Source organism: Prosthecobacter sp. (assembly GCF_044222345.1).
Lineage (GTDB): Bacteria > Verrucomicrobiota > Verrucomicrobiia > Verrucomicrobiales > Verrucomicrobiaceae > Prosthecobacter.
In genome coordinates, this window is record NZ_JBGANL010000026.1 from 41,087 (window position 1) to 56,440 (window position 15,354).

At 60.7% G+C, this 15,354-nt stretch carries 18 protein-coding genes and 1 pseudogene; 7 read left to right on the forward strand and 12 right to left on the reverse strand.

From position 1 onward, the window contains the following. Positions 1–20: 20 nt before the first annotated feature. The 8 genes from ACILSL_RS14915 to ACILSL_RS14950 form a co-directional block, all read right to left on the reverse strand. Positions 21–473 carry a DUF2726 domain-containing protein gene (locus ACILSL_RS14915; RefSeq protein ID WP_395732842.1) on the reverse strand — a complete coding sequence of 151 codons (453 nt, stop codon included), beginning with the start codon at positions 471–473 and terminating at the stop codon, positions 21–23. Between the two features lie 98 nt (positions 474–571). Beyond that, entirely contained in the window at positions 572–1,420 is an 849-nt protein-coding gene (locus ACILSL_RS14920) for an SMP-30/gluconolactonase/LRE family protein (RefSeq protein ID WP_395732843.1), read from the reverse strand. After that, on the reverse strand, positions 1,417–2,049 hold the full coding sequence (gene tsaB, locus ACILSL_RS14925) for a tRNA (adenosine(37)-N6)-threonylcarbamoyltransferase complex dimerization subunit type 1 TsaB (protein ID WP_395732844.1): 633 nt from the start codon (positions 2,047–2,049) through the stop codon (positions 1,417–1,419). The genes ACILSL_RS14920 and tsaB overlap by 4 nt, the downstream gene beginning before the upstream one ends. A gap of 133 nt (positions 2,050–2,182) precedes the next feature. Then, positions 2,183–2,596, reverse strand: coding sequence for a tRNA (adenosine(37)-N6)-threonylcarbamoyltransferase complex ATPase subunit type 1 TsaE (gene tsaE / locus ACILSL_RS14930; RefSeq protein ID WP_395732845.1), 414 nt, complete (start codon positions 2,594–2,596; stop codon positions 2,183–2,185). After that, positions 2,593–2,871, reverse strand: coding sequence for a hypothetical protein (locus ACILSL_RS14935; protein WP_395732846.1), 279 nt, complete (start codon positions 2,869–2,871; stop codon positions 2,593–2,595). The genes tsaE and ACILSL_RS14935 overlap by 4 nt, the downstream gene beginning before the upstream one ends. A gap of 128 nt (positions 2,872–2,999) precedes the next feature. After that, on the reverse strand, positions 3,000–3,905 hold the full coding sequence (locus tag ACILSL_RS14940; protein WP_395732847.1) for a thiamine-monophosphate kinase: 906 nt from the start codon (positions 3,903–3,905) through the stop codon (positions 3,000–3,002). Positions 3,906–3,999: 94 nt separating this feature from the next. Beyond that, entirely contained in the window at positions 4,000–4,317 is a 318-nt protein-coding gene (locus ACILSL_RS14945; protein ID WP_395732848.1) for a hypothetical protein, read from the reverse strand. A gap of 80 nt (positions 4,318–4,397) precedes the next feature. Beyond that, complete coding sequence (locus tag ACILSL_RS14950) at positions 4,398–5,012, reverse strand: superoxide dismutase (protein WP_395732849.1); 615 nt, start codon at positions 5,010–5,012, stop codon at positions 4,398–4,400. A gap of 304 nt (positions 5,013–5,316) precedes the next feature. On the opposite strand from ACILSL_RS14950, the gene ACILSL_RS14955 reads away from it, so the two are divergent. Then, positions 5,317–5,805: a hypothetical protein gene (locus tag ACILSL_RS14955; protein ID WP_395732850.1), complete on the forward strand. Its 489-nt coding sequence runs from the start codon at positions 5,317–5,319 to the stop codon at positions 5,803–5,805. Between the two features lie 217 nt (positions 5,806–6,022). Beyond that, a complete protein-coding gene (locus ACILSL_RS14960) occupies positions 6,023–6,145 on the forward strand; it encodes a hypothetical protein (protein ID WP_395732851.1) in 123 nt (40 codons plus the stop codon). A gap of 45 nt (positions 6,146–6,190) precedes the next feature. Here the strand turns inward: ACILSL_RS14960 and ACILSL_RS14965 are convergent, their stop codons facing one another. After that, positions 6,191–6,955: a hypothetical protein gene (locus tag ACILSL_RS14965; protein ID WP_395732852.1), complete on the reverse strand. Its 765-nt coding sequence runs from the start codon at positions 6,953–6,955 to the stop codon at positions 6,191–6,193. Between the two features lie 325 nt (positions 6,956–7,280). Between ACILSL_RS14965 and ACILSL_RS14970 the strand changes: the two are divergent. Both ACILSL_RS14970 and ACILSL_RS14975 read left to right on the forward strand, forming a co-directional pair. Beyond that, positions 7,281–8,147, forward strand: a pseudogene (locus tag ACILSL_RS14970) (UvrB/UvrC motif-containing protein); the annotation flags it as partial. 121 nt (positions 8,148–8,268) lie between these two features. After that, positions 8,269–8,817 carry a helix-hairpin-helix domain-containing protein gene (locus ACILSL_RS14975; protein ID WP_395732853.1) on the forward strand — a complete coding sequence of 183 codons (549 nt, stop codon included), beginning with the start codon at positions 8,269–8,271 and terminating at the stop codon, positions 8,815–8,817. A gap of 167 nt (positions 8,818–8,984) precedes the next feature. On the opposite strand, the gene ACILSL_RS14980 is transcribed toward ACILSL_RS14975, so the two are convergent. Together ACILSL_RS14980 and ACILSL_RS14985 are read right to left on the reverse strand one after the other, a co-directional pair. Then, entirely contained in the window at positions 8,985–9,371 is a 387-nt protein-coding gene (locus ACILSL_RS14980) for a DUF2237 family protein (RefSeq protein ID WP_395732854.1), read from the reverse strand. 248 nt (positions 9,372–9,619) lie between these two features. Continuing rightward, positions 9,620–10,837, reverse strand: coding sequence for a polysaccharide lyase 6 family protein (locus tag ACILSL_RS14985; RefSeq protein ID WP_395732855.1), 1,218 nt, complete (start codon positions 10,835–10,837; stop codon positions 9,620–9,622). A gap of 109 nt (positions 10,838–10,946) precedes the next feature. Here ACILSL_RS14985 and ACILSL_RS14990 point away from each other — a divergent pair, with 109 nt between their 5' ends. Next, entirely contained in the window at positions 10,947–11,318 is a 372-nt protein-coding gene (locus ACILSL_RS14990; protein ID WP_395732856.1) for a VOC family protein, read from the forward strand. 88 nt (positions 11,319–11,406) lie between these two features. Then, a complete protein-coding gene (locus ACILSL_RS14995; protein WP_395732857.1) occupies positions 11,407–11,778 on the forward strand; it encodes a hypothetical protein in 372 nt (123 codons plus the stop codon). A 42-nt stretch (positions 11,779–11,820) separates the two neighbouring features. On the opposite strand, the gene ACILSL_RS15000 is transcribed toward ACILSL_RS14995, so the two are convergent. Then, a complete protein-coding gene (locus ACILSL_RS15000; protein WP_395732858.1) occupies positions 11,821–13,470 on the reverse strand; it encodes a UxaA family hydrolase in 1,650 nt (549 codons plus the stop codon). Positions 13,471–13,558: 88 nt separating this feature from the next. Here ACILSL_RS15000 and ACILSL_RS15005 point away from each other — a divergent pair, with 88 nt between their 5' ends. Beyond that, positions 13,559–15,328 carry an ATP-binding cassette domain-containing protein gene (locus ACILSL_RS15005; protein WP_395732859.1) on the forward strand — a complete coding sequence of 590 codons (1,770 nt, stop codon included), beginning with the start codon at positions 13,559–13,561 and terminating at the stop codon, positions 15,326–15,328. Positions 15,329–15,354: the final 26 nt, after the last annotated feature.

Here is a 15,354-nt window from a genome sequence, read left to right on the forward strand (position 1 = left end):
CATGCGGCAATCTTTTGCGATCATACCCTCTCCAACGTTTTCCAGCGATGATTCCAGGCTTTGGTAAGTTCTTCGACGAGGCGTTCGAGTTGATCGAGTTCCTGCACGGGCAGACGCAGCAGAGGCACGCCGGTGGAAGCAAATAGCATGTTAACGAACATATCGCGCTTCCTAGCCTCAGCACGATCATGGCTGGGATCATCCAGTTCGATGCCGAGCATGGGCAGCCAGTCATCATTACGGCAAATCAGAAAGTCGATGTGCTTCTGGCTAATCATCTGGAAAGCCCCGTTTGTCTTTTCATGCTCAAACACATCGGCCAGCCGGGGTTTGATCTGAATGCGGCAGCGTTCCCCGGTGATCTGCATGAGGCAGCTGTGAAACTTGGCCTCCGTGGGCGTCAGCAGGGGCTTGGCCGTGTATTCATACGGCATTGCAACACGCATGTCGGGATCGGGAGCAATGAGCTTCATAGAAATGGCTATTATGGAATTTATAACCATATCTCCACACCTCACAAGCCTTGTCGCACATTTCTCCGCGTCCCAGGAGGACTCGCATCAAAACGCACTCACCCGCCAAAGGCGCTGGACGGCACTCCCTGCGCACCGGGGCGGCAGACGAAGAGGCGTCCGGCGAGGGGTTCGATGAGGTCGGGCTTCTTGCCGGTGGTGATGTAGAGATCGCGCAAATCAGGGCCACCAAAGGCACAGGCGGTCGTTTCGACGCAGGGGAAGTCGATCTGCATCTCCACTTTCCGCGAGGCGGGGTCAAAGCAGACCACCTTGGCACCGTGGCAGAAGGCGATCCAGAGACGGTCTTCACTGTCGATGGTCATGCCATCGGGAGAGGAGGGGTCGGCGCTGGTATCCCATACCACGCGCTCGTTGGAGATGGCGCTGGTGGCGTTGTCGAAATCAAAGGCGCGCACTTTCTGGCTAGGCGTGTCGATGTAGTACATCGTGTTTGCAGCACGGTTCCAAATGATGCCGTTGGAGTTGGTGACGGGACCAAATTTCTTTTCCACCCGGAGGTCGGTATGCAGGCAGTAAAGGGAGGCATCAGGGCGCTTCTGGAGGCAGATGGTGCCTGCCCAGAGGCGGCCGGCGGGGTCGCACTTGCCGTCGTTGAAGCGGTTGTCAGGGAGGTTGGGCTCGGGATCGGCGATGGGGGTGCTGATGCCGGAGGCTTCGTCGAGGAAGAAAAAGCCGTTGTCTCCGGCCCAGACGAGGCCGCCGCTGGCGCGGGGAACGACGGTGCCGACACGCTGGCCGACGTCCCAGATCTTTTCTTCACCCGTTGAAGGGGTGAGTGAGATGATCTTATAGGTCTCAATATCAACATACAACAGGCGGTCGCGGTGCCAGATCGGGCCTTCGCCCCATTCGGAAACATGGTTGGAGATGAGTTCGGGAGTCATGGAGTGGGGCGCTTGGGAAGAGTGATGAAAGCTTCGGCGAGATAATGGGGGATGAGGGGCTGGGCGATGAGAGTGGCGAGTTCGTCGGCGGGCAAGGACTGGACGATTTGAGCGAGCTTGGCGGCGTCTGGTTTGGCGGAGAGCAGGGACAAACCGAGCGGAGGCTTGGCGTCAAACGTGTACACTATTTCGCAATCGGCGGCGCGAACGCGCGCTTCATCGGCGGAGACGATGTCGAGGTTGGGCAGCAGGCGGCCATTTTCGACGCGGGCGAGATAAAAACTCTGGCGGCGGGCATCGCCGATGATGTGGTAACTGGCGGGAGCATCCAGGTCTGGCGCGGTGAGGGAGGACCAGCCGACGCACCAGACATTGCGGGAGAGGGCGATGCCCTGAGCGGCGGCGATGGCGATGCGAACGCCGGTGTAGGAGCCAGGGCCGTTGCCGATGACGATGCCGGTGAGCTTGTCTCCAACGACGGCGAGGGCTTCGCGGAGCGGGGCGAAGACCTGGGCGTTGTGGGAGCGCTCGGACTGGAAGGTGGCGCGGAAGAGCACGTCATCGCCCCGCACGACGGCGATGCTGCCGTGGGCGGTGGAGAGGTCTAGGGCGAGAAGTGTGGCGGGCATTAGGAAGCCAGTTTGGACAGGATTAACAAGATGGCAGAATTAACAGGATTTTCTCAAAGGGATTCACTCTCATTCATTCAATGCCGAGATTTCAAATCACGACGACCAAATCCTGTCAGATTCAGCCTCATGTTCACGAGGCACGCTCAACCATGGTGCGGGAGCCGTCGGGCTGGGGTTCGATGTGGAACCAGCGGGTGTGGGGTGGGAGGAGGTCGGGGAACATGTCGGCCCATTCGACGATGATGACGCCGGGTTCGGTGAGGAACTCGTCCCAGCCGATGCCGATGACTTCGGCGGCGGTGTCCATGCGGTAGAAGTCGAAATGGAAGATGGGGAGGCGGCCGTCGAGGTATTCGTGGACGAGGGTGAAGGTGGGGCTGGTGACGGCGGCCTGCGAGTTCATGCCGGCGACGATGCCACGGGTGATCTGGGTCTTGCCCGCGCCGAGGGTGCCGCAGAGGGCGATGACGTCTCCGGCACCAAGTGTCGGAGCGAGTTGCATGCCCCAGGCGAGGGCGTCTTCGGCGGTGTGGAGGATGGTCATTCGTGGAGCAATTTAAGCACGCTGGGGCCGTTTTGGTGAAATACGCGGTAAATGTGAACAGACAGCGTGAGACATAGCACAAGAGCCACCGTCCGTGCCAGCCCCCCGCCTCGCCGAAACACTGCCAGGATGGGAATCAGGCTCAGGCCAAAAAACGCATCCGACACCAGGCGTTCGGTGAGCGGATCATATTTAGGAGGATGGGGGACCTGGGTCGTGCCGACGATCATCCCCACCCACTGTAGCAGCAGCGCCAGCGCGAGCAGCCTGCGCATGCGCAGGGATTTTGAGGCTTCATCCATAGGGACACCGTGTGATGCCATGCACCGCAGAGATTGGAAAGACGCAGAGGTCTGATTCAAGAGTGTTTCTCTCAGCGGTGCCTTGATTTTTCAACGTCATTTCATGCGTCCGCGCTCAGGGCGAAGTGGTCCCAGCCGGTGCTTTCGAAGTCGGGGGGGCGGCCTTCACCGGGGGGGACGAGTTTGCCGATGATGGTGAGGGGGAGCTTGGGGAAGGCGGTCTGCCATTTGGCTTTGAGGGATCTCACGCTGCGTGGGTTGACGGCGAGGAGGAGCTCGTAGTCTTCGCCATCACCCCAGGCCTGGTCGAAGGTGCAGCCGGGGTTGCAGGGCAAGGAGGCGACATTGACCTGATAATGGGTACCGCTGGCGAGAGCGAGACGGGGGAGGTCTTTGGCGAGGCCGTCACTGATGTCCATCATGGCGTGCGGATGGGCGTTTTCGGAAAGCCAGCGGCCTTCTTCGAGGCGGGGCTGGAATTTGAGGTGCTTGCCGTTGATGGAGCCGCCGAGGCGGCCGGTGACGAGGATGACATCTCCCGCCTTGCCTTCGCTGCGGGAGAGCCAGCGTTTGGAGGGAACGGTGCCGCTCATGGAGATGGAGAGCATGAGGACGAGGCCGCGAGAGGTTTCGCCGCCGACGATGTTGATGCCGTACTCCTTGGCGATGGCGCGCATGCCGCGATAGATGTCGGAGAGGAATTCGACCTGCATGCTGGGCGGAGCCACGAGTGTGATCATGGCGTGGCGCGGGGTGCCGCCCATGGCGGCGAAGTCGCTGACGACGCGGGCGATGGCCTTGCGGCCGATGAGCTTGGGCGGGGTTTCGAGCGTGAAATGGACGTCCTGCACGAGGGCGTCGGTTTTGAGGAGGGTGTGTTCGTCCTTGGTGCTGCGCACCACGGCGCAGTCATCCCCTGCCCCGGCGATGACATCGCTGTCGAGCTTTACACCGCGCATGAGTTTGCGGATGAGGTTGTCTTCTCCGATGTCGGCTAGGGTGGGCATCAGAGAGGAATGACGAAGGCCGAATGACGAAGGCAGGCGGAATGCTTTGAGCGGGTCGTCGGGAGGTGGCTCATATGGTTTTCAGTCGTCATGGCTACTGCTTTACGACCACGTTGGTGCCATCAAAATGGAGGAGGCGGTTTTTGAGGCCGCGGAGGGCCTGCTTGTGGATGTAAACCTCGGTGCCGCCGATCTGATGGCGATGCTCTGTGGGGGCGTGGGCGCCGCTGATCCAGGTGAGCTGGCACCATTCATGGCCGCTGAGCTCGCCCTGGCTGCAACGCACGTAGTCGAGATGCAGCACGTCGCCGGGATGGCCGATGCTCTCGAGGTTGTGCTTGGACTCCAGGTAGTCCGCGAAGTCCTGCGAATAGATCAGGCCGGAGCGGAGGCGGTGGAGGACCATGGACATGAGTTTGAAAGCGACAAAGCGCGGGACGGACAGGCCGTTCCGCGCTTTGTGGGAAGACAGGAGTGTCAGGAAGCGAGGAATCAGCCGAGGGCGGCGGTGTAGTTGGCAGCGACGGCGCTCCAGTTCACGGCGTTCCACCAGGCGGCGATGTAGTCGGGGCGCTTGTTCTGATACTTGAGGTAGTAGGCGTGCTCCCAGACGTCGCAGCCGAGGATGGGGGTGCCGCTGCCGTCCATGAGGGGGTTGTCCTGGTTCGGGGTGGAGGTGATGGCGAGCTTGCCGTCCTTCACGATGAGCCAGGCCCAGCCGGAGCCGAAGCGGGTCACGCCTGCCTTGCCGAAGGCTTCCTTGAAGGCGTCGAAGCTGCCGAAGGTGGCGGTGATGGCGTCACCGAGGGCACCGGTCGGAGCACCACCGGCGTTGGGGCCCATGATGTTCCAGAAGAGGGTGTGGTTGAAGTGACCGCCGCCGTTGTTGCGGATGGGGGCCTGGATGTCTGCAGGAATCTTGGAGATGTTTTTGCAGAGGTCTTCGATGGACAGCGCTTCGAGGTCGGCCTTGCCGGCGAGGGCGTTGTTCAGATTGGTGACGTAAGCATTGTGATGCTTGCCGTGATGGATCTCCATCGTCTGCTGGTCGATGTGGGGTTCGAGCGCGTTGGTGGGATACGGCAGGGGGGGGAGGGTATGGGCCATGGTGTTGGGGTGGGGTTGAGGTTCTTGGGTAAGTATCGTGGATACGGGCGCGGGCAAGAGGAAGGTTGTATGGGGAGGGGTGAAAGGGGCGCGGGGTGAAGGGGAAAAATTGTAAACTGGGAACTGAAAACTGAGAATTTTAAATTGGCCGGAGGGTGGAGTGGGATGGGGGCTTTTTGGGAGCTGGAGGACGGGCGATGCTGCACACGGAGTGTGCGGACCACTCCACGATGGGCGGGCGGTTGAGGGAATGGCGAAATAGGAGAGGCTGGGCGGACGTTCGTATGCTCACCACCCCTCCCTCATGAAAAGTGCAATCATCCTCCGCTTCGCTCTTGGCCTGATTTTGACTTCCGTCCTGCCCTCCTGCGGGTTTGCGTTTCGATCTGCGTGGAAAAAAGCGCCGGACACGGGCGGGGTGGAGGGGAAATGGGAAGGCACCTGGCTCAGTGATGCCACCGGACACCAAGGTACGCTGCGCTGCGTGGTCGAAAAACCTACCCATCGTGGTATCGTGATCGGTGCGGCTGGCGAAGATGTCGGACCCGCACCTGCTGACCGTGTTTTCTTCTACCATGCCACGTGGAAGAAAATCCTCAGTGGCAGCTACAAGTCCATCCATAAGGTGAAAAAACAAAAAGACGGAACCTACACTTTCAAAGGCGAGCACAAGATGCCCAACTGGGCCGGGGGCTTGTACCACTACGAAGGCACCGTCAAGGGGGATGAGTTCAAGGCCTGCTACCAATGCGCCATGGACAAAGGCACGTATACGATGAAACGCGTGCGGTGAGCAACCAAGCGGCCGGACGCGGGGTTCATTCCACGTCACTTTCGTGACATCCCCCCATGAAGGGTTTCACAGCTTTCGCGCCGAGCTCATCCTGGCTGTGTTTCCTGGGGTGGAGGGGCACATGGGTTCGGACCAGCGGCTGAGTTACACGGTGCTGGGGCACCGGGTGAACCTGGCGTCAAGACTGTGAAGCATCGCGCAGGCGGGGGAGATCATCATGGATGATGAGACCTACACCGACTCCCAGTCCATCATCCAGGCCGAGCCCATGCCCCCCATGCAGCTCAAGGGCATGTCCGAGCCCGTGCATCCCTGGCGGGTCACCGCCATGTCAGGCTAGAAAGGTCAGGCAGTGCGTGCACTCCTGTCTGTAGTTTCTCAGAGGTCACCGCGCAGAAGACTGTGACGGCCACCATTTGCGCAAGCCTTGACTGGACACCACCCCTCCAAACCGCAGCCTCTTCACCAGATCATACGTCCGCGCCGCAAAGTCAGGCGGCAGCAGCCCCTGCTCCTCCAATCCCAGCACTTCGTTGCTATAGCCCATCATGCAGCCTTCAAACATCCCCAAAAGGAGAACGAGATCCTTGGTCGGCAGCTCCGCCTCCAATCCTTTTAGCAGCTCTCTGGTTCGCACCGCCCCAATGGGATCCTCCACACTCCCGCGTTTTCGATGCCAGTCTTCACCAGCAGCAATGATCATGCGTATGCGTTCCGCCAGGTCCGCCATCATCTCCTCGCGAGAGGCCCAGCGCGACTCCGCTGTCGCATGCCAGAAATTGAGGCCTTCCAGAGTGGCCTGCGAAAAAACTTCGTTACGTCGCAGCACTACTTCGCCGCCGTCCAGATTGAAGACACCCTTCACGCAGCCATATCTGTAGTAGGTGGTGCTCTCAAACAAAACCAACGCCGAGATATACCGGTCCATGTCTTTCAGCCGCAGGATTTCCGTGGGCTCCACCTCAGCAGGCTTGTAGCGGCTTTTGATCTCTGCACCAGAGAGATGCTCGCACTGCAGCACCTTGAAGCGGCCATCGGGCCGCAGCCACTTGCCAGCCGTCTCCACCACCTGCGGCCACACGCGCTTTAGGCTGGCATCATGCTGCAGCCTCTCCAGAGATTCGAGATGGTCATCGAGTGAAATCATCATCACCAGCCCATGAGTGTAGCGCAAAAATATGGGCGGGACGATGGCATTGTTTGCGGAAAAGCAGCAAGGCTGCTTGGCTGGCCGCGCAAGGACCGCCTCATCATCCATGAGCCGCAGCAGACCAGGAACCACGCCCAGTCCCTGGCATCGCCCTTCAACACAGCAATTTTCAGTTCCCAGTTTTCATTTCTCAGTTTTCAGTCTGCCATCCCAACGCCATCTGCATTCGTTTATCATTCTCAGCCCCTAGATGCCTCCGCCGATCCCCAAGCCCAATCTCATCGCCAAGCTGCGCGACGTGCCCCACGTCCCCGGCGTGTACATCATGCGGGACAGGATCAACAATGTGATCTATGTGGGCAAGGCGCGGGACCTGCGGAAGCGGCTGGCGAATTACTTCACGCCGGCGCGATCAAAACTGGCGGACCGCAAGACGCGGGCGCTGATCGCGAGCATCTGGGATTTTGACCTGCATGAGGTGCGCAATGAGACGGAGGCGCTGGTGCTGGAGGGGAAGCTGATCAAGGAATTCCGCCCGCGCTACAACGTGAGCTTTCGGGATGACAAACGCTACTATCTGGTGCGGGTGCACTTTGGTGATGCGATCCCGCGGCTTTCCACGACTCGGCTGAGGAAGGAGGATGGGGCGCGCTACTTTGGACCCTTTCCGCATGGGATGGCGCTGCGGACGACGCTGAACTGGCTGAACAAGAAATTTGGCCTGCGGGTGTGCCGCCCGCTGAAGCCGGGTGAGGCGGACTACAAGCACTGCAGCAACGACATCATCAAGAACTGCTCCGCGCCGTGCATCCTGCGCATCTCGCTGGAGGACTACAAGAAGCGGGTGGAGCAGGCGTGTGAGTTTCTGGAGGGGAAGTCGAAGGATCTGGTGACGGCGCTGGAGGAGGAGATGCTGCATGCGGCGGCACGGATGGACTTTGAAAAGGCGGCGGAGCTGCGGGACATGGTGGAGGATTTTAAAAAGACGCTGATCCCAACGCGCACGTTTGAGCGCGGGGCGCGGGCGCGAGTCATTCGGAGCATCAACCCGATGGCGGATGTGCAGGAGCTGAAGGAGCTGCTGCACCTGGAAAAGGCGCCGCTGGTGATGGAGTGCTTTGACATCGCGAACATCGGCACGGCGCACTGTGTGGCGAGCATGGTGCGCTTTAAAAACGGGGTGCCGGACAATTCGAACTACCGGCGGTACCGGATCAAATCGGTGAGCGGTCAGAATGATTTCATCAGCATGGCGGAGGTGATCCGCCGGCGCTTTTCGCGCATCCTGCTGGAGGGCCGAAAGGCGGCTGCGGATGTGGCGCATTTTGCTGGAGGGCCGAAAGGCGGCTGCGGATGTGGCGGAGTTTTCCCAGGAGGCTCCGGCGGAGGCGCTGGAGCGAGTGGCTGCAACGAATACGAAATTTGTGACGCTGCCGGATCTGGTGATCGTGGATGGCGGCAAAGGGCAACTCGGAGTGGCGGTGGCAGAGCTGCAAAAACTGGGACTGCATTCGCTGCCGATCATCGGTCTGGCGAAGGAGCACGAGGAGGTCTATCGGCCGGGGGAAAGTCATCCGGTGATCATTCCGCATGAGCGCGGGGCGCTGAAGCTGCTGCAGCGGATCCGTGATGAGGCGCACCGGTGGGCGAATGGCTACCACCAACTGCTGCTGGGGAAACGTGTGGCGGAGAGTGTGCTGGATGACTGCCCGGGGATCAGCAAGACGCGCAAGGCGGCGCTGCTGAAAGCGTTTGGCTCGGTGACGCGGCTGCGGAAGGCGACGGTGGAGGAGATGGCGGAGGTGCCGGGGATCAGCAAGGTGCTGGCGCAGGGGGTGAAGGAGTTTCTGGCGAGCCGGTGAGAGGAGAATGGGGCTGGCCGAAAAAGGGGGAAAGAGGTGGAAAAATCAGAAGGGGGAAGCTGGCCGCAAAAAAGCTCAAAAGGGGCGCAAAAAGTCAGAATGGGGTTTTGATTTTTTTGCGTTTTTTGGCCATGCGTCTTGGTTTCGATGATGGACGAAGGGGCTTGTCACTCGTCATCCATGACTTCGCCGGGATCATCGAGGGCATGGGCTTTGAGGTCTTCGAGATCGACCCATTCGAGGGCGGATTCGTGGGTGGCGGAAAGGGCGACGGGCGGGGCGCAACCGGCATCGAGGGCTTCCTTCCAACGGGTGACGCAGAGGCACCAGCGATCGCCGGGTTTGAGGCCGGGGAAATCCCACTGGGGAGCGGGGGTGGAGAGATCGTTGCCGCTGAGGTAGGAGAAATTGAGGAACTCCTCGGTGGCCTCAATGCAGACGGTGTGGAGGCCGACGTCACCGGGGCCGGTGCGGCAGTAGCCGTCGCGGTAGAAGCCGGTCATGGGTTTGCGGCAGCAGCAGGTGAGTGGTTTGAGGAGGACGTTGGTGCGCATGTGGGAAAGGATTAATGCGGCATCATGGGAGAGCCAAATACTTCCCATGCGGATGGCTGTGAATCTGCGTGGGTGAGGTGGAGGCGCGACGGAGTGCCTGACCGCACGCGGAGAGTGCGGACCACGCCGCGAGGGGATGTCACGGCGCGAGGGGCACTTCGCTGACCATGGGCTTCGACGGCGGCGGGCTGGGACAGCCCGCCCTACCTTGCTCTGGGTGTGCGCAGGGTTTTGCCTCTGCGGGATGATTACTTTTTCCAGGAAGGGCCGGTGGGTTCCGACTGGAACTTTTCTGGCTGACCGCTTTTTTTGTCACTGTTATTCTTCGTTGTCACTCCATGGACAGCGCATTTGATCTCAAAGGCTTCGCCCTTGCTGGTGTCGATGTAATTGTAGCTGATCCGTGTTTCAACAGGCGGGAGCGTGGCCTTTTTGTCACCGCTCATGCCGATGAGAACATTGTGTGCGCAGTTGACGAAGCTGTTCTGCGTAATCTCCGCATGCTTGACCTGAAAATAACCGTTCGCAGGTGAATCGGGAATGCCAAGCATGATGCATAATGCACTGCGTTCCTTGTCCCCTGTGAGGTTCTCGAAGTGATTGCCTTCCACAATGTGGTATTCGCCGATCACTCTAACGCCGCCAGCACCTTTTGCCCCTGTACCATCAAAAACATTTTCTGAGACAATGCACTTGTTTCCATGGCGGAGGGTGAGGGTGCCGGAGACGGCTTTGAAGGTGTTGTGGCGGTAGAGATTGCCGCAGGATTTGTTGGAGATGCACTCGGCTTCGCCATCGCATTTCTCAAAGAGGTTGTGCTCGACGATGCAGGCTGCGGTTTGCATGGAGGTCTTGCTGTCGCCGAGGCGGATGGTTTCGCCGCCGTTCTTGCCGAGCCGCTGACGCGGGCCGAAGTGATTGTGATCGATCTGATGATGGCCCTGGTCTTTGGCTTCGTTGGAGAGCCAGACGACGAGGGTGGTACCCTGGGTGGTCTTGCCGGCGATGTAGCAGTGGTCCACGCGATTGCGTGCGCCGTAGATGGAGACGAACTGGGAGGAGTCTGCGGAGGTGAGCTGGGTGTCGTTGGTGACGGCGCAATTCGTGATGCGGGAGTCGGAGGCGAGCTGCTTGGAGTCTTTGCGGAGTTCGATGACCTGCGGGCCGGTGGGGTTTTGAAACCAGAGGCCGTCCACGATGATGTGGGTGCCGCCGACGGAGAGGCGGGAGGTGCCGGTGAAGATGACTTTGCCGGGGGTTTGGGCTTTGATGGTGACGGGGTGCTCTGCGGTGCCTGTGGCGGCGAGCTTGAGCTGGGCATCTGTCCAGGTGCCGTCTTGGAGGATGAGGGTGTCTCCTGCGGTGATGTTTTGGGCGGCCTCTGCGAATGCGGCGGCATCGGCGACGGGGATGTCTTTGGCCAAAGCGGGTGTGGCGAGAAGGAGAGAGAGGAGGAGATGACGCATGGAGGCAGCGAGATTAAGGATGGCAGCCAACCCGGCGGCAAGCATCATTTCGGCATCCAGTCGCCCGCTGTCATTTGCTTTTGCGGGGCGGGCTGACATCCTTGCCGCCATGAAGCCCAATCTCGTCTGGTTTGACATTCCGGCCACTGACCTCGCGCGTGCGATGCGATTCTACTCCGGGGTGCTGGGGCGGGAACTGAAGGAGGAAAACTTTGGTGGTGTGCCGACGGCGATGCTGCCGACGGCGGATGGGGGGCAGCAGGGGTGCGTGGTGGTGGTGAAGGATTTCAAGCCTTCGGCGGATGGCATCATGATTTACTTTGATGTGAACGGGCGGTTGAAGGAGGCGGTGGCTGCGGTGAGGGCGAATGGGGGGACGGTGCAGACGGATGTGCACTCGATTGGGGAGTATGGTTTCCGAGCAGAGGTGCTGGATTCGGAGGGGAACTGCATCGCGCTGCATGCGGAGGCGGAGGGGTGAAATATTTCATGATTCACCTTCAGTTTGCAGCCCAGTCGTCCAGTCTTCACAAACCCATCAATGAGCCGACACAACCAGTTGTCACATCATGTTTAAATTTCTAACCCGGTTAAGACACAAGTTTTTCAAGAAGAAGAGCAAGGCTTTCCGCGAGTCAAATTACGGATGCATGTATGGCTGGTTTATTGAACGCGACGGGCAGAGGATCGGCGAATTGGATTACTTGCGCTGGGACATAAGCTCCCAGTTTTGGTTTGATTATCGGGTGACCTGGCGCAGCCCCGAAGATGCTGTCAACGGAGGCAGTGCCTGGCTTGATGCCAAGCTGGTTTTGAGAAATCGCCGTTATACTGATGTTATTGTGGACCTTTTTCTGGCCTCGTCAGAAAAGCCAGGCGGCGTGATTGCCATCCGAAGCGCGTATGTTCCCGAAGAACGTTTTTTGGCTGACGGAGTGTAACGTCTTCCCGCATGGCGCGTCTGGTTGTCCTTGCTTGCTGCTTTACAACGAGACGCCGCGTTTCCAGGGGAGGAAGTCGTCCTGGCCGAGGGCGACGGCTTTAGGGATGTATTCGCCGCTGGCGGTGGAGATGACGAGTTCGAGCATTTCTTCGCCCATTTGTTCGACGGTTTTTTCGCCGGAGATGATGGGGCCGGTGTCGAAGTCGATGAGGTCGGGCATGCGGCGGGCGAGGTCGCTGTTGGTGGCGATTTTCAGGGTGGGGCAGATGGGGTTGCCGGTGGGGGTGCCGAGGCCGGTGGTGAAGAGCATCATGTTGCAGCCGCCACCGGCGAGGGCGGTGGTGCTTTCGACGTCGTTGCCGGGGGTGCAGTAGAGGGTGAGGCCGCCGTGCTGACGGATGGGCTCGGCGTAGTCGAGGACATCGACGATGGGGGCGGTGCCGCCTTTCTTGGCTGCACCGGCGGATTTGATGCCGTCGGTGATCAGGCCATCGCGGATGTTGCCGGGGCTGGGGTTGGCATCGAAGCCGGAGCCGCAGGCCTGGGCGCTGGCTTCGTAGGCGCGCATGAGGCCGACGAATTTGTCGGCGAGGGCGGCGGTGACGCAGCGGTCGCTGAGGCTTTGCTCGACGCCGCAGAGTTCGGGGAATTCGCTGAGGACGGGGGCACCGCCGAGGGCGGCGAGGAGATCGGCGGTGTGGCCGATGGCGGGGTTGGCAGAGATGCCGGAGAAGCCATCACTGCCGCCGCATTCCACCGCCATGATGAGATTGCTGAGGGAGCAGGGCTCGCGGGTTTGTTCGTTGGCGGTGGCGAGGTGGAGGAAGGTGTCGCGGATTGCGGAGGCCATCATGTCGCGCTCGGATTTGCTCTTCTGCTGTTCGTAGATGAGGAGGGGCTTTTCCAATTTGGGGTAGAGAGCGGCCATCTCGCTTTCGAGCAGGCTGACCTGGGCGTGCTGGCAGCCGAGGCTGAGGATGGTGGCGCCGGCGACGTTGGAGCTGTGGATGTAGCCGGCGAGGAGGCGGCAGAGGGCCTGAGCATCCTGGCGGGTGCCGCCGCAGCCGAGGCCGTGCTCGAGGAATTTCACGCCGTCGATGTTTTTGAAAACGCGGGCGGCGGTGGCGGAAGTTTCGGCTTCGAGAGCGGCGGCTTCGATTTGATCGCGTGAGGCACCGGCGCGGTGGAGATCGACGAGGCGCTGGGCGAAGCGCTCGTAGGGGGAGGTTTTGCCGTAGCCGAGGCTGCGGGTGAGGGCCTCGCGCATGAAGGCGAGGTTGCGGTTTTCACAGAAGACGAGGGGGATGACGAGCCAGTAGTTGGCGGTGCCGGCAGGACCGACGGAGCGCTTGAAGCCGTTGAAGGTGCGGGTCTTCCACTTGGAGACGTCAGGAGGCGTCCAGGTGTAGTCGCGCTGCTTGCCGCTGAAGGCGGAAGAGGCATGGACGACGTTGTGGGTGTGGATCAGAGCGCCGGTGGCAATGGGCTGGGTGGCTTTGCCGACGGTGACGCCGTACATGGTGACGATATCGCCGACGGCGAAATCATGGGCGGCGAATTTTTGCTTGGCGGGGATCTTTTCGCGGAGGGTCCAGGAGCGGCCGTTCAGGGAAAGGGCGGTGCCGGCGGAGAGATCGGAAAGGGCGACGATGGCGTCGTCGGCAGGGTGGACTTGGAGGATGGAGGCCATGATGGGGCAGGAATAAAGCGTTGGCGGGCGAAGGGAAGGCAGAATTTTGAACTTTGCTCTTTCTGCCATACAGGGTTAGATCGGGAATATGCTCGAAATCAACAATCTCTCCCACGTTGTACCCGGAAAAGGCAAGGAGCCGCTGCGCGTGCTGGAACAGGTCAGCTTCATGGCTCCTGGCGGGCATGTGCTGGCGCTGATCGGGCCCTCTGGCAGCGGCAAGACGACGCTGCTGCGCATTCTCGCGGGTCTGACGGAGCCTGAGGCGGGAACGATCACTTTCGGAAAGCGCGATCTCATCAAGCAGCCGCTGTATGCGAATCAGCTGGGCTGGGTGCCAGCGGGGGACGATAATTTGATCGAGCACCTGACGGTGCGTGAAAACCTGATCAGCGCGGCGATGCTGCGCGGAGCGGGACGGAATCGGGATGAAGTGATCTCCCGCGTCTCGCATGTGCTGGTGGTCGTGGGGCTGGAGAACATCGCGACGGAGCGCACCTCGGCGCTGGCGCTGCCGCAGCGCCGCCGGCTGAAACTCGGCCTGGCACTGGTGGCGGACCCGGTGATCGTGCTGTGTGATGACTTCACGGTGGGGATGGATGTGAGGAGCGAGCGTGAGTTTGAGGCGCTGCTGAGACTGGTGGCCACGGACCGGCCTGACCGCATCGTGATTCACGCCACGGACTCGCTGGCGAATCTGGGGGCGTATGACACGGTGGTGGTGATGCATGAGGGCTATGTGGCTTTCCACGGTCCTGCCCGCGCCGTACCGCACTACTTTACAGTACCGACCTATGATGAAGTGTATGCACGCCTGGCGAAGCGCCCCGCGCAGCGCTGGGGTGACTCCTGGATGAAGCACCGCGATGCGTACTATGCGGCCTTCAAGCTGGGTGGCGGCGTGGCGGAAAAGCTTTCTGCGGCCGAGGAAGACCCGGGCGATGAGGACCGCACGATCCTCATGAAGCAGAAGGGCGACACGGAGGAAGAAGAGGTCAAGAAGTCTGCTGAAGTCGAGGCAAGGCCGATCATTCCGCTGCCGGGCATTTTCAGCCAGGCACAGCATTTGGTGAAACGCCGCTGGTCGCTGCTGAGGCGGACGCCCCGGGAGTGGATCGTGCATGCCTCGCTGCTGGTGGGGGCGCCGGCGATCGCGGCCCTGCTGCTGCTGCCCAATTTAAAAGGACTCAAGGAAATGCGCGGAGGCAGCACCGCGGTCGAGGTGGTCTGGCCGGCGGCGCATGCGGTCTCGATGATCGTCCTGATTCAGATCCTGCTGGTGATGTTCATGGCACTGAGGCTCGGTGCGCGGGAGATCGCCGGACGACGTGCGATTTATGAACGGGAGCGCATCGGTGGTGTGGCCCCCTCCGCATGGCTGATCGGCTCCCTGCTTTTCATGCTGCCCATCATTCTGGTGCAAAGCATCTGGATGGAGATGTTTCTGGACATCGTTTCCGGCTCCGGCGTGCTGCCGGGCACGGGGATGGCCAAGCTGATGCTCCCTGCCCTCTCGGGCGCAGCTTTTGCCGCTCTCTGCCTGGGGATCTCCGCGAACTCCGACAGCAAGGAGCGTGCGCACAGTGTCTCGCTCACGCTGCTTTGTGCGAACGTCCTGCTCTGCGGCGCGCTGCTGGGCTTCCCCAAAATTTTGGGGCACGTGGTGCATCCGTTCATCACGGCGCATTATGGGTGGTCGGGCATCATCGACTCGCTGGAGAAGACAGCGTATTTTACGCCCATCGACAAACTGGTGAAGACGTGGTTTGCGACACCGGACATTGCGATGAGCATGCTCGGGGTGCATTTCCTCGTGGGGGTGGTGCTGGCGTATGTGGGGCTGAAGCGCAGGGCGTGATGATGCGCGATCAGGTGTCGACCAGA

Bases quoted from the DNA above. Each gene is read 5' to 3' on its own strand.
- ACILSL_RS14965 (WP_395732852.1), bottom strand. From the start codon at position 6,955: ATGATGATTTCACTCGATGACCATCTCGAATCTCTGGAGAGGCTGCAG.
- ACILSL_RS15005 (WP_395732859.1), top strand. From the start codon at position 13,559: ATGCTCGAAATCAACAATCTCTCCCACGTTGTACCCGGAAAAGGCAAG.
- ACILSL_RS14955 (WP_395732850.1), top strand. From the start codon at position 5,317: ATGAAAAGTGCAATCATCCTCCGCTTCGCTCTTGGCCTGATTTTGACT.
- ACILSL_RS15000 (WP_395732858.1), bottom strand. From the start codon at position 13,470: ATGGCCTCCATCCTCCAAGTCCACCCTGCCGACGACGCCATCGTCGCC.
- ACILSL_RS14950 (WP_395732849.1), bottom strand. From the start codon at position 5,012: ATGGCCCATACCCTCCCCCCCCTGCCGTATCCCACCAACGCGCTCGAA.
- ACILSL_RS14975 (WP_395732853.1), top strand. From the start codon at position 8,269: ATGTGGCGCATTTTGCTGGAGGGCCGAAAGGCGGCTGCGGATGTGGCG.
- ACILSL_RS14945 (WP_395732848.1), bottom strand. From the start codon at position 4,317: ATGTCCATGGTCCTCCACCGCCTCCGCTCCGGCCTGATCTATTCGCAG.
- ACILSL_RS14995 (WP_395732857.1), top strand. From the start codon at position 11,407: ATGTTTAAATTTCTAACCCGGTTAAGACACAAGTTTTTCAAGAAGAAG.
- ACILSL_RS14935 (WP_395732846.1), bottom strand. From the start codon at position 2,871: ATGCGCAGGCTGCTCGCGCTGGCGCTGCTGCTACAGTGGGTGGGGATG.
- ACILSL_RS14990 (WP_395732856.1), top strand. From the start codon at position 10,947: ATGAAGCCCAATCTCGTCTGGTTTGACATTCCGGCCACTGACCTCGCG.
- tsaE (WP_395732845.1), bottom strand. From the start codon at position 2,596: ATGACCATCCTCCACACCGCCGAAGACGCCCTCGCCTGGGGCATGCAA.
- ACILSL_RS14980 (WP_395732854.1), bottom strand. From the start codon at position 9,371: ATGCGCACCAACGTCCTCCTCAAACCACTCACCTGCTGCTGCCGCAAA.
- ACILSL_RS14940 (WP_395732847.1), bottom strand. From the start codon at position 3,905: ATGCCCACCCTAGCCGACATCGGAGAAGACAACCTCATCCGCAAACTC.
- ACILSL_RS14960 (WP_395732851.1), top strand. From the start codon at position 6,023: ATGGATGATGAGACCTACACCGACTCCCAGTCCATCATCCAGGCCGAG.
- ACILSL_RS14915 (WP_395732842.1), bottom strand. From the start codon at position 473: ATGAAGCTCATTGCTCCCGATCCCGACATGCGTGTTGCAATGCCGTAT.
- ACILSL_RS14920 (WP_395732843.1), bottom strand. From the start codon at position 1,420: ATGACTCCCGAACTCATCTCCAACCATGTTTCCGAATGGGGCGAAGGC.
- tsaB (WP_395732844.1), bottom strand. From the start codon at position 2,049: ATGCCCGCCACACTTCTCGCCCTAGACCTCTCCACCGCCCACGGCAGC.
- ACILSL_RS14985 (WP_395732855.1), bottom strand. From the start codon at position 10,837: ATGCGTCATCTCCTCCTCTCTCTCCTTCTCGCCACACCCGCTTTGGCC.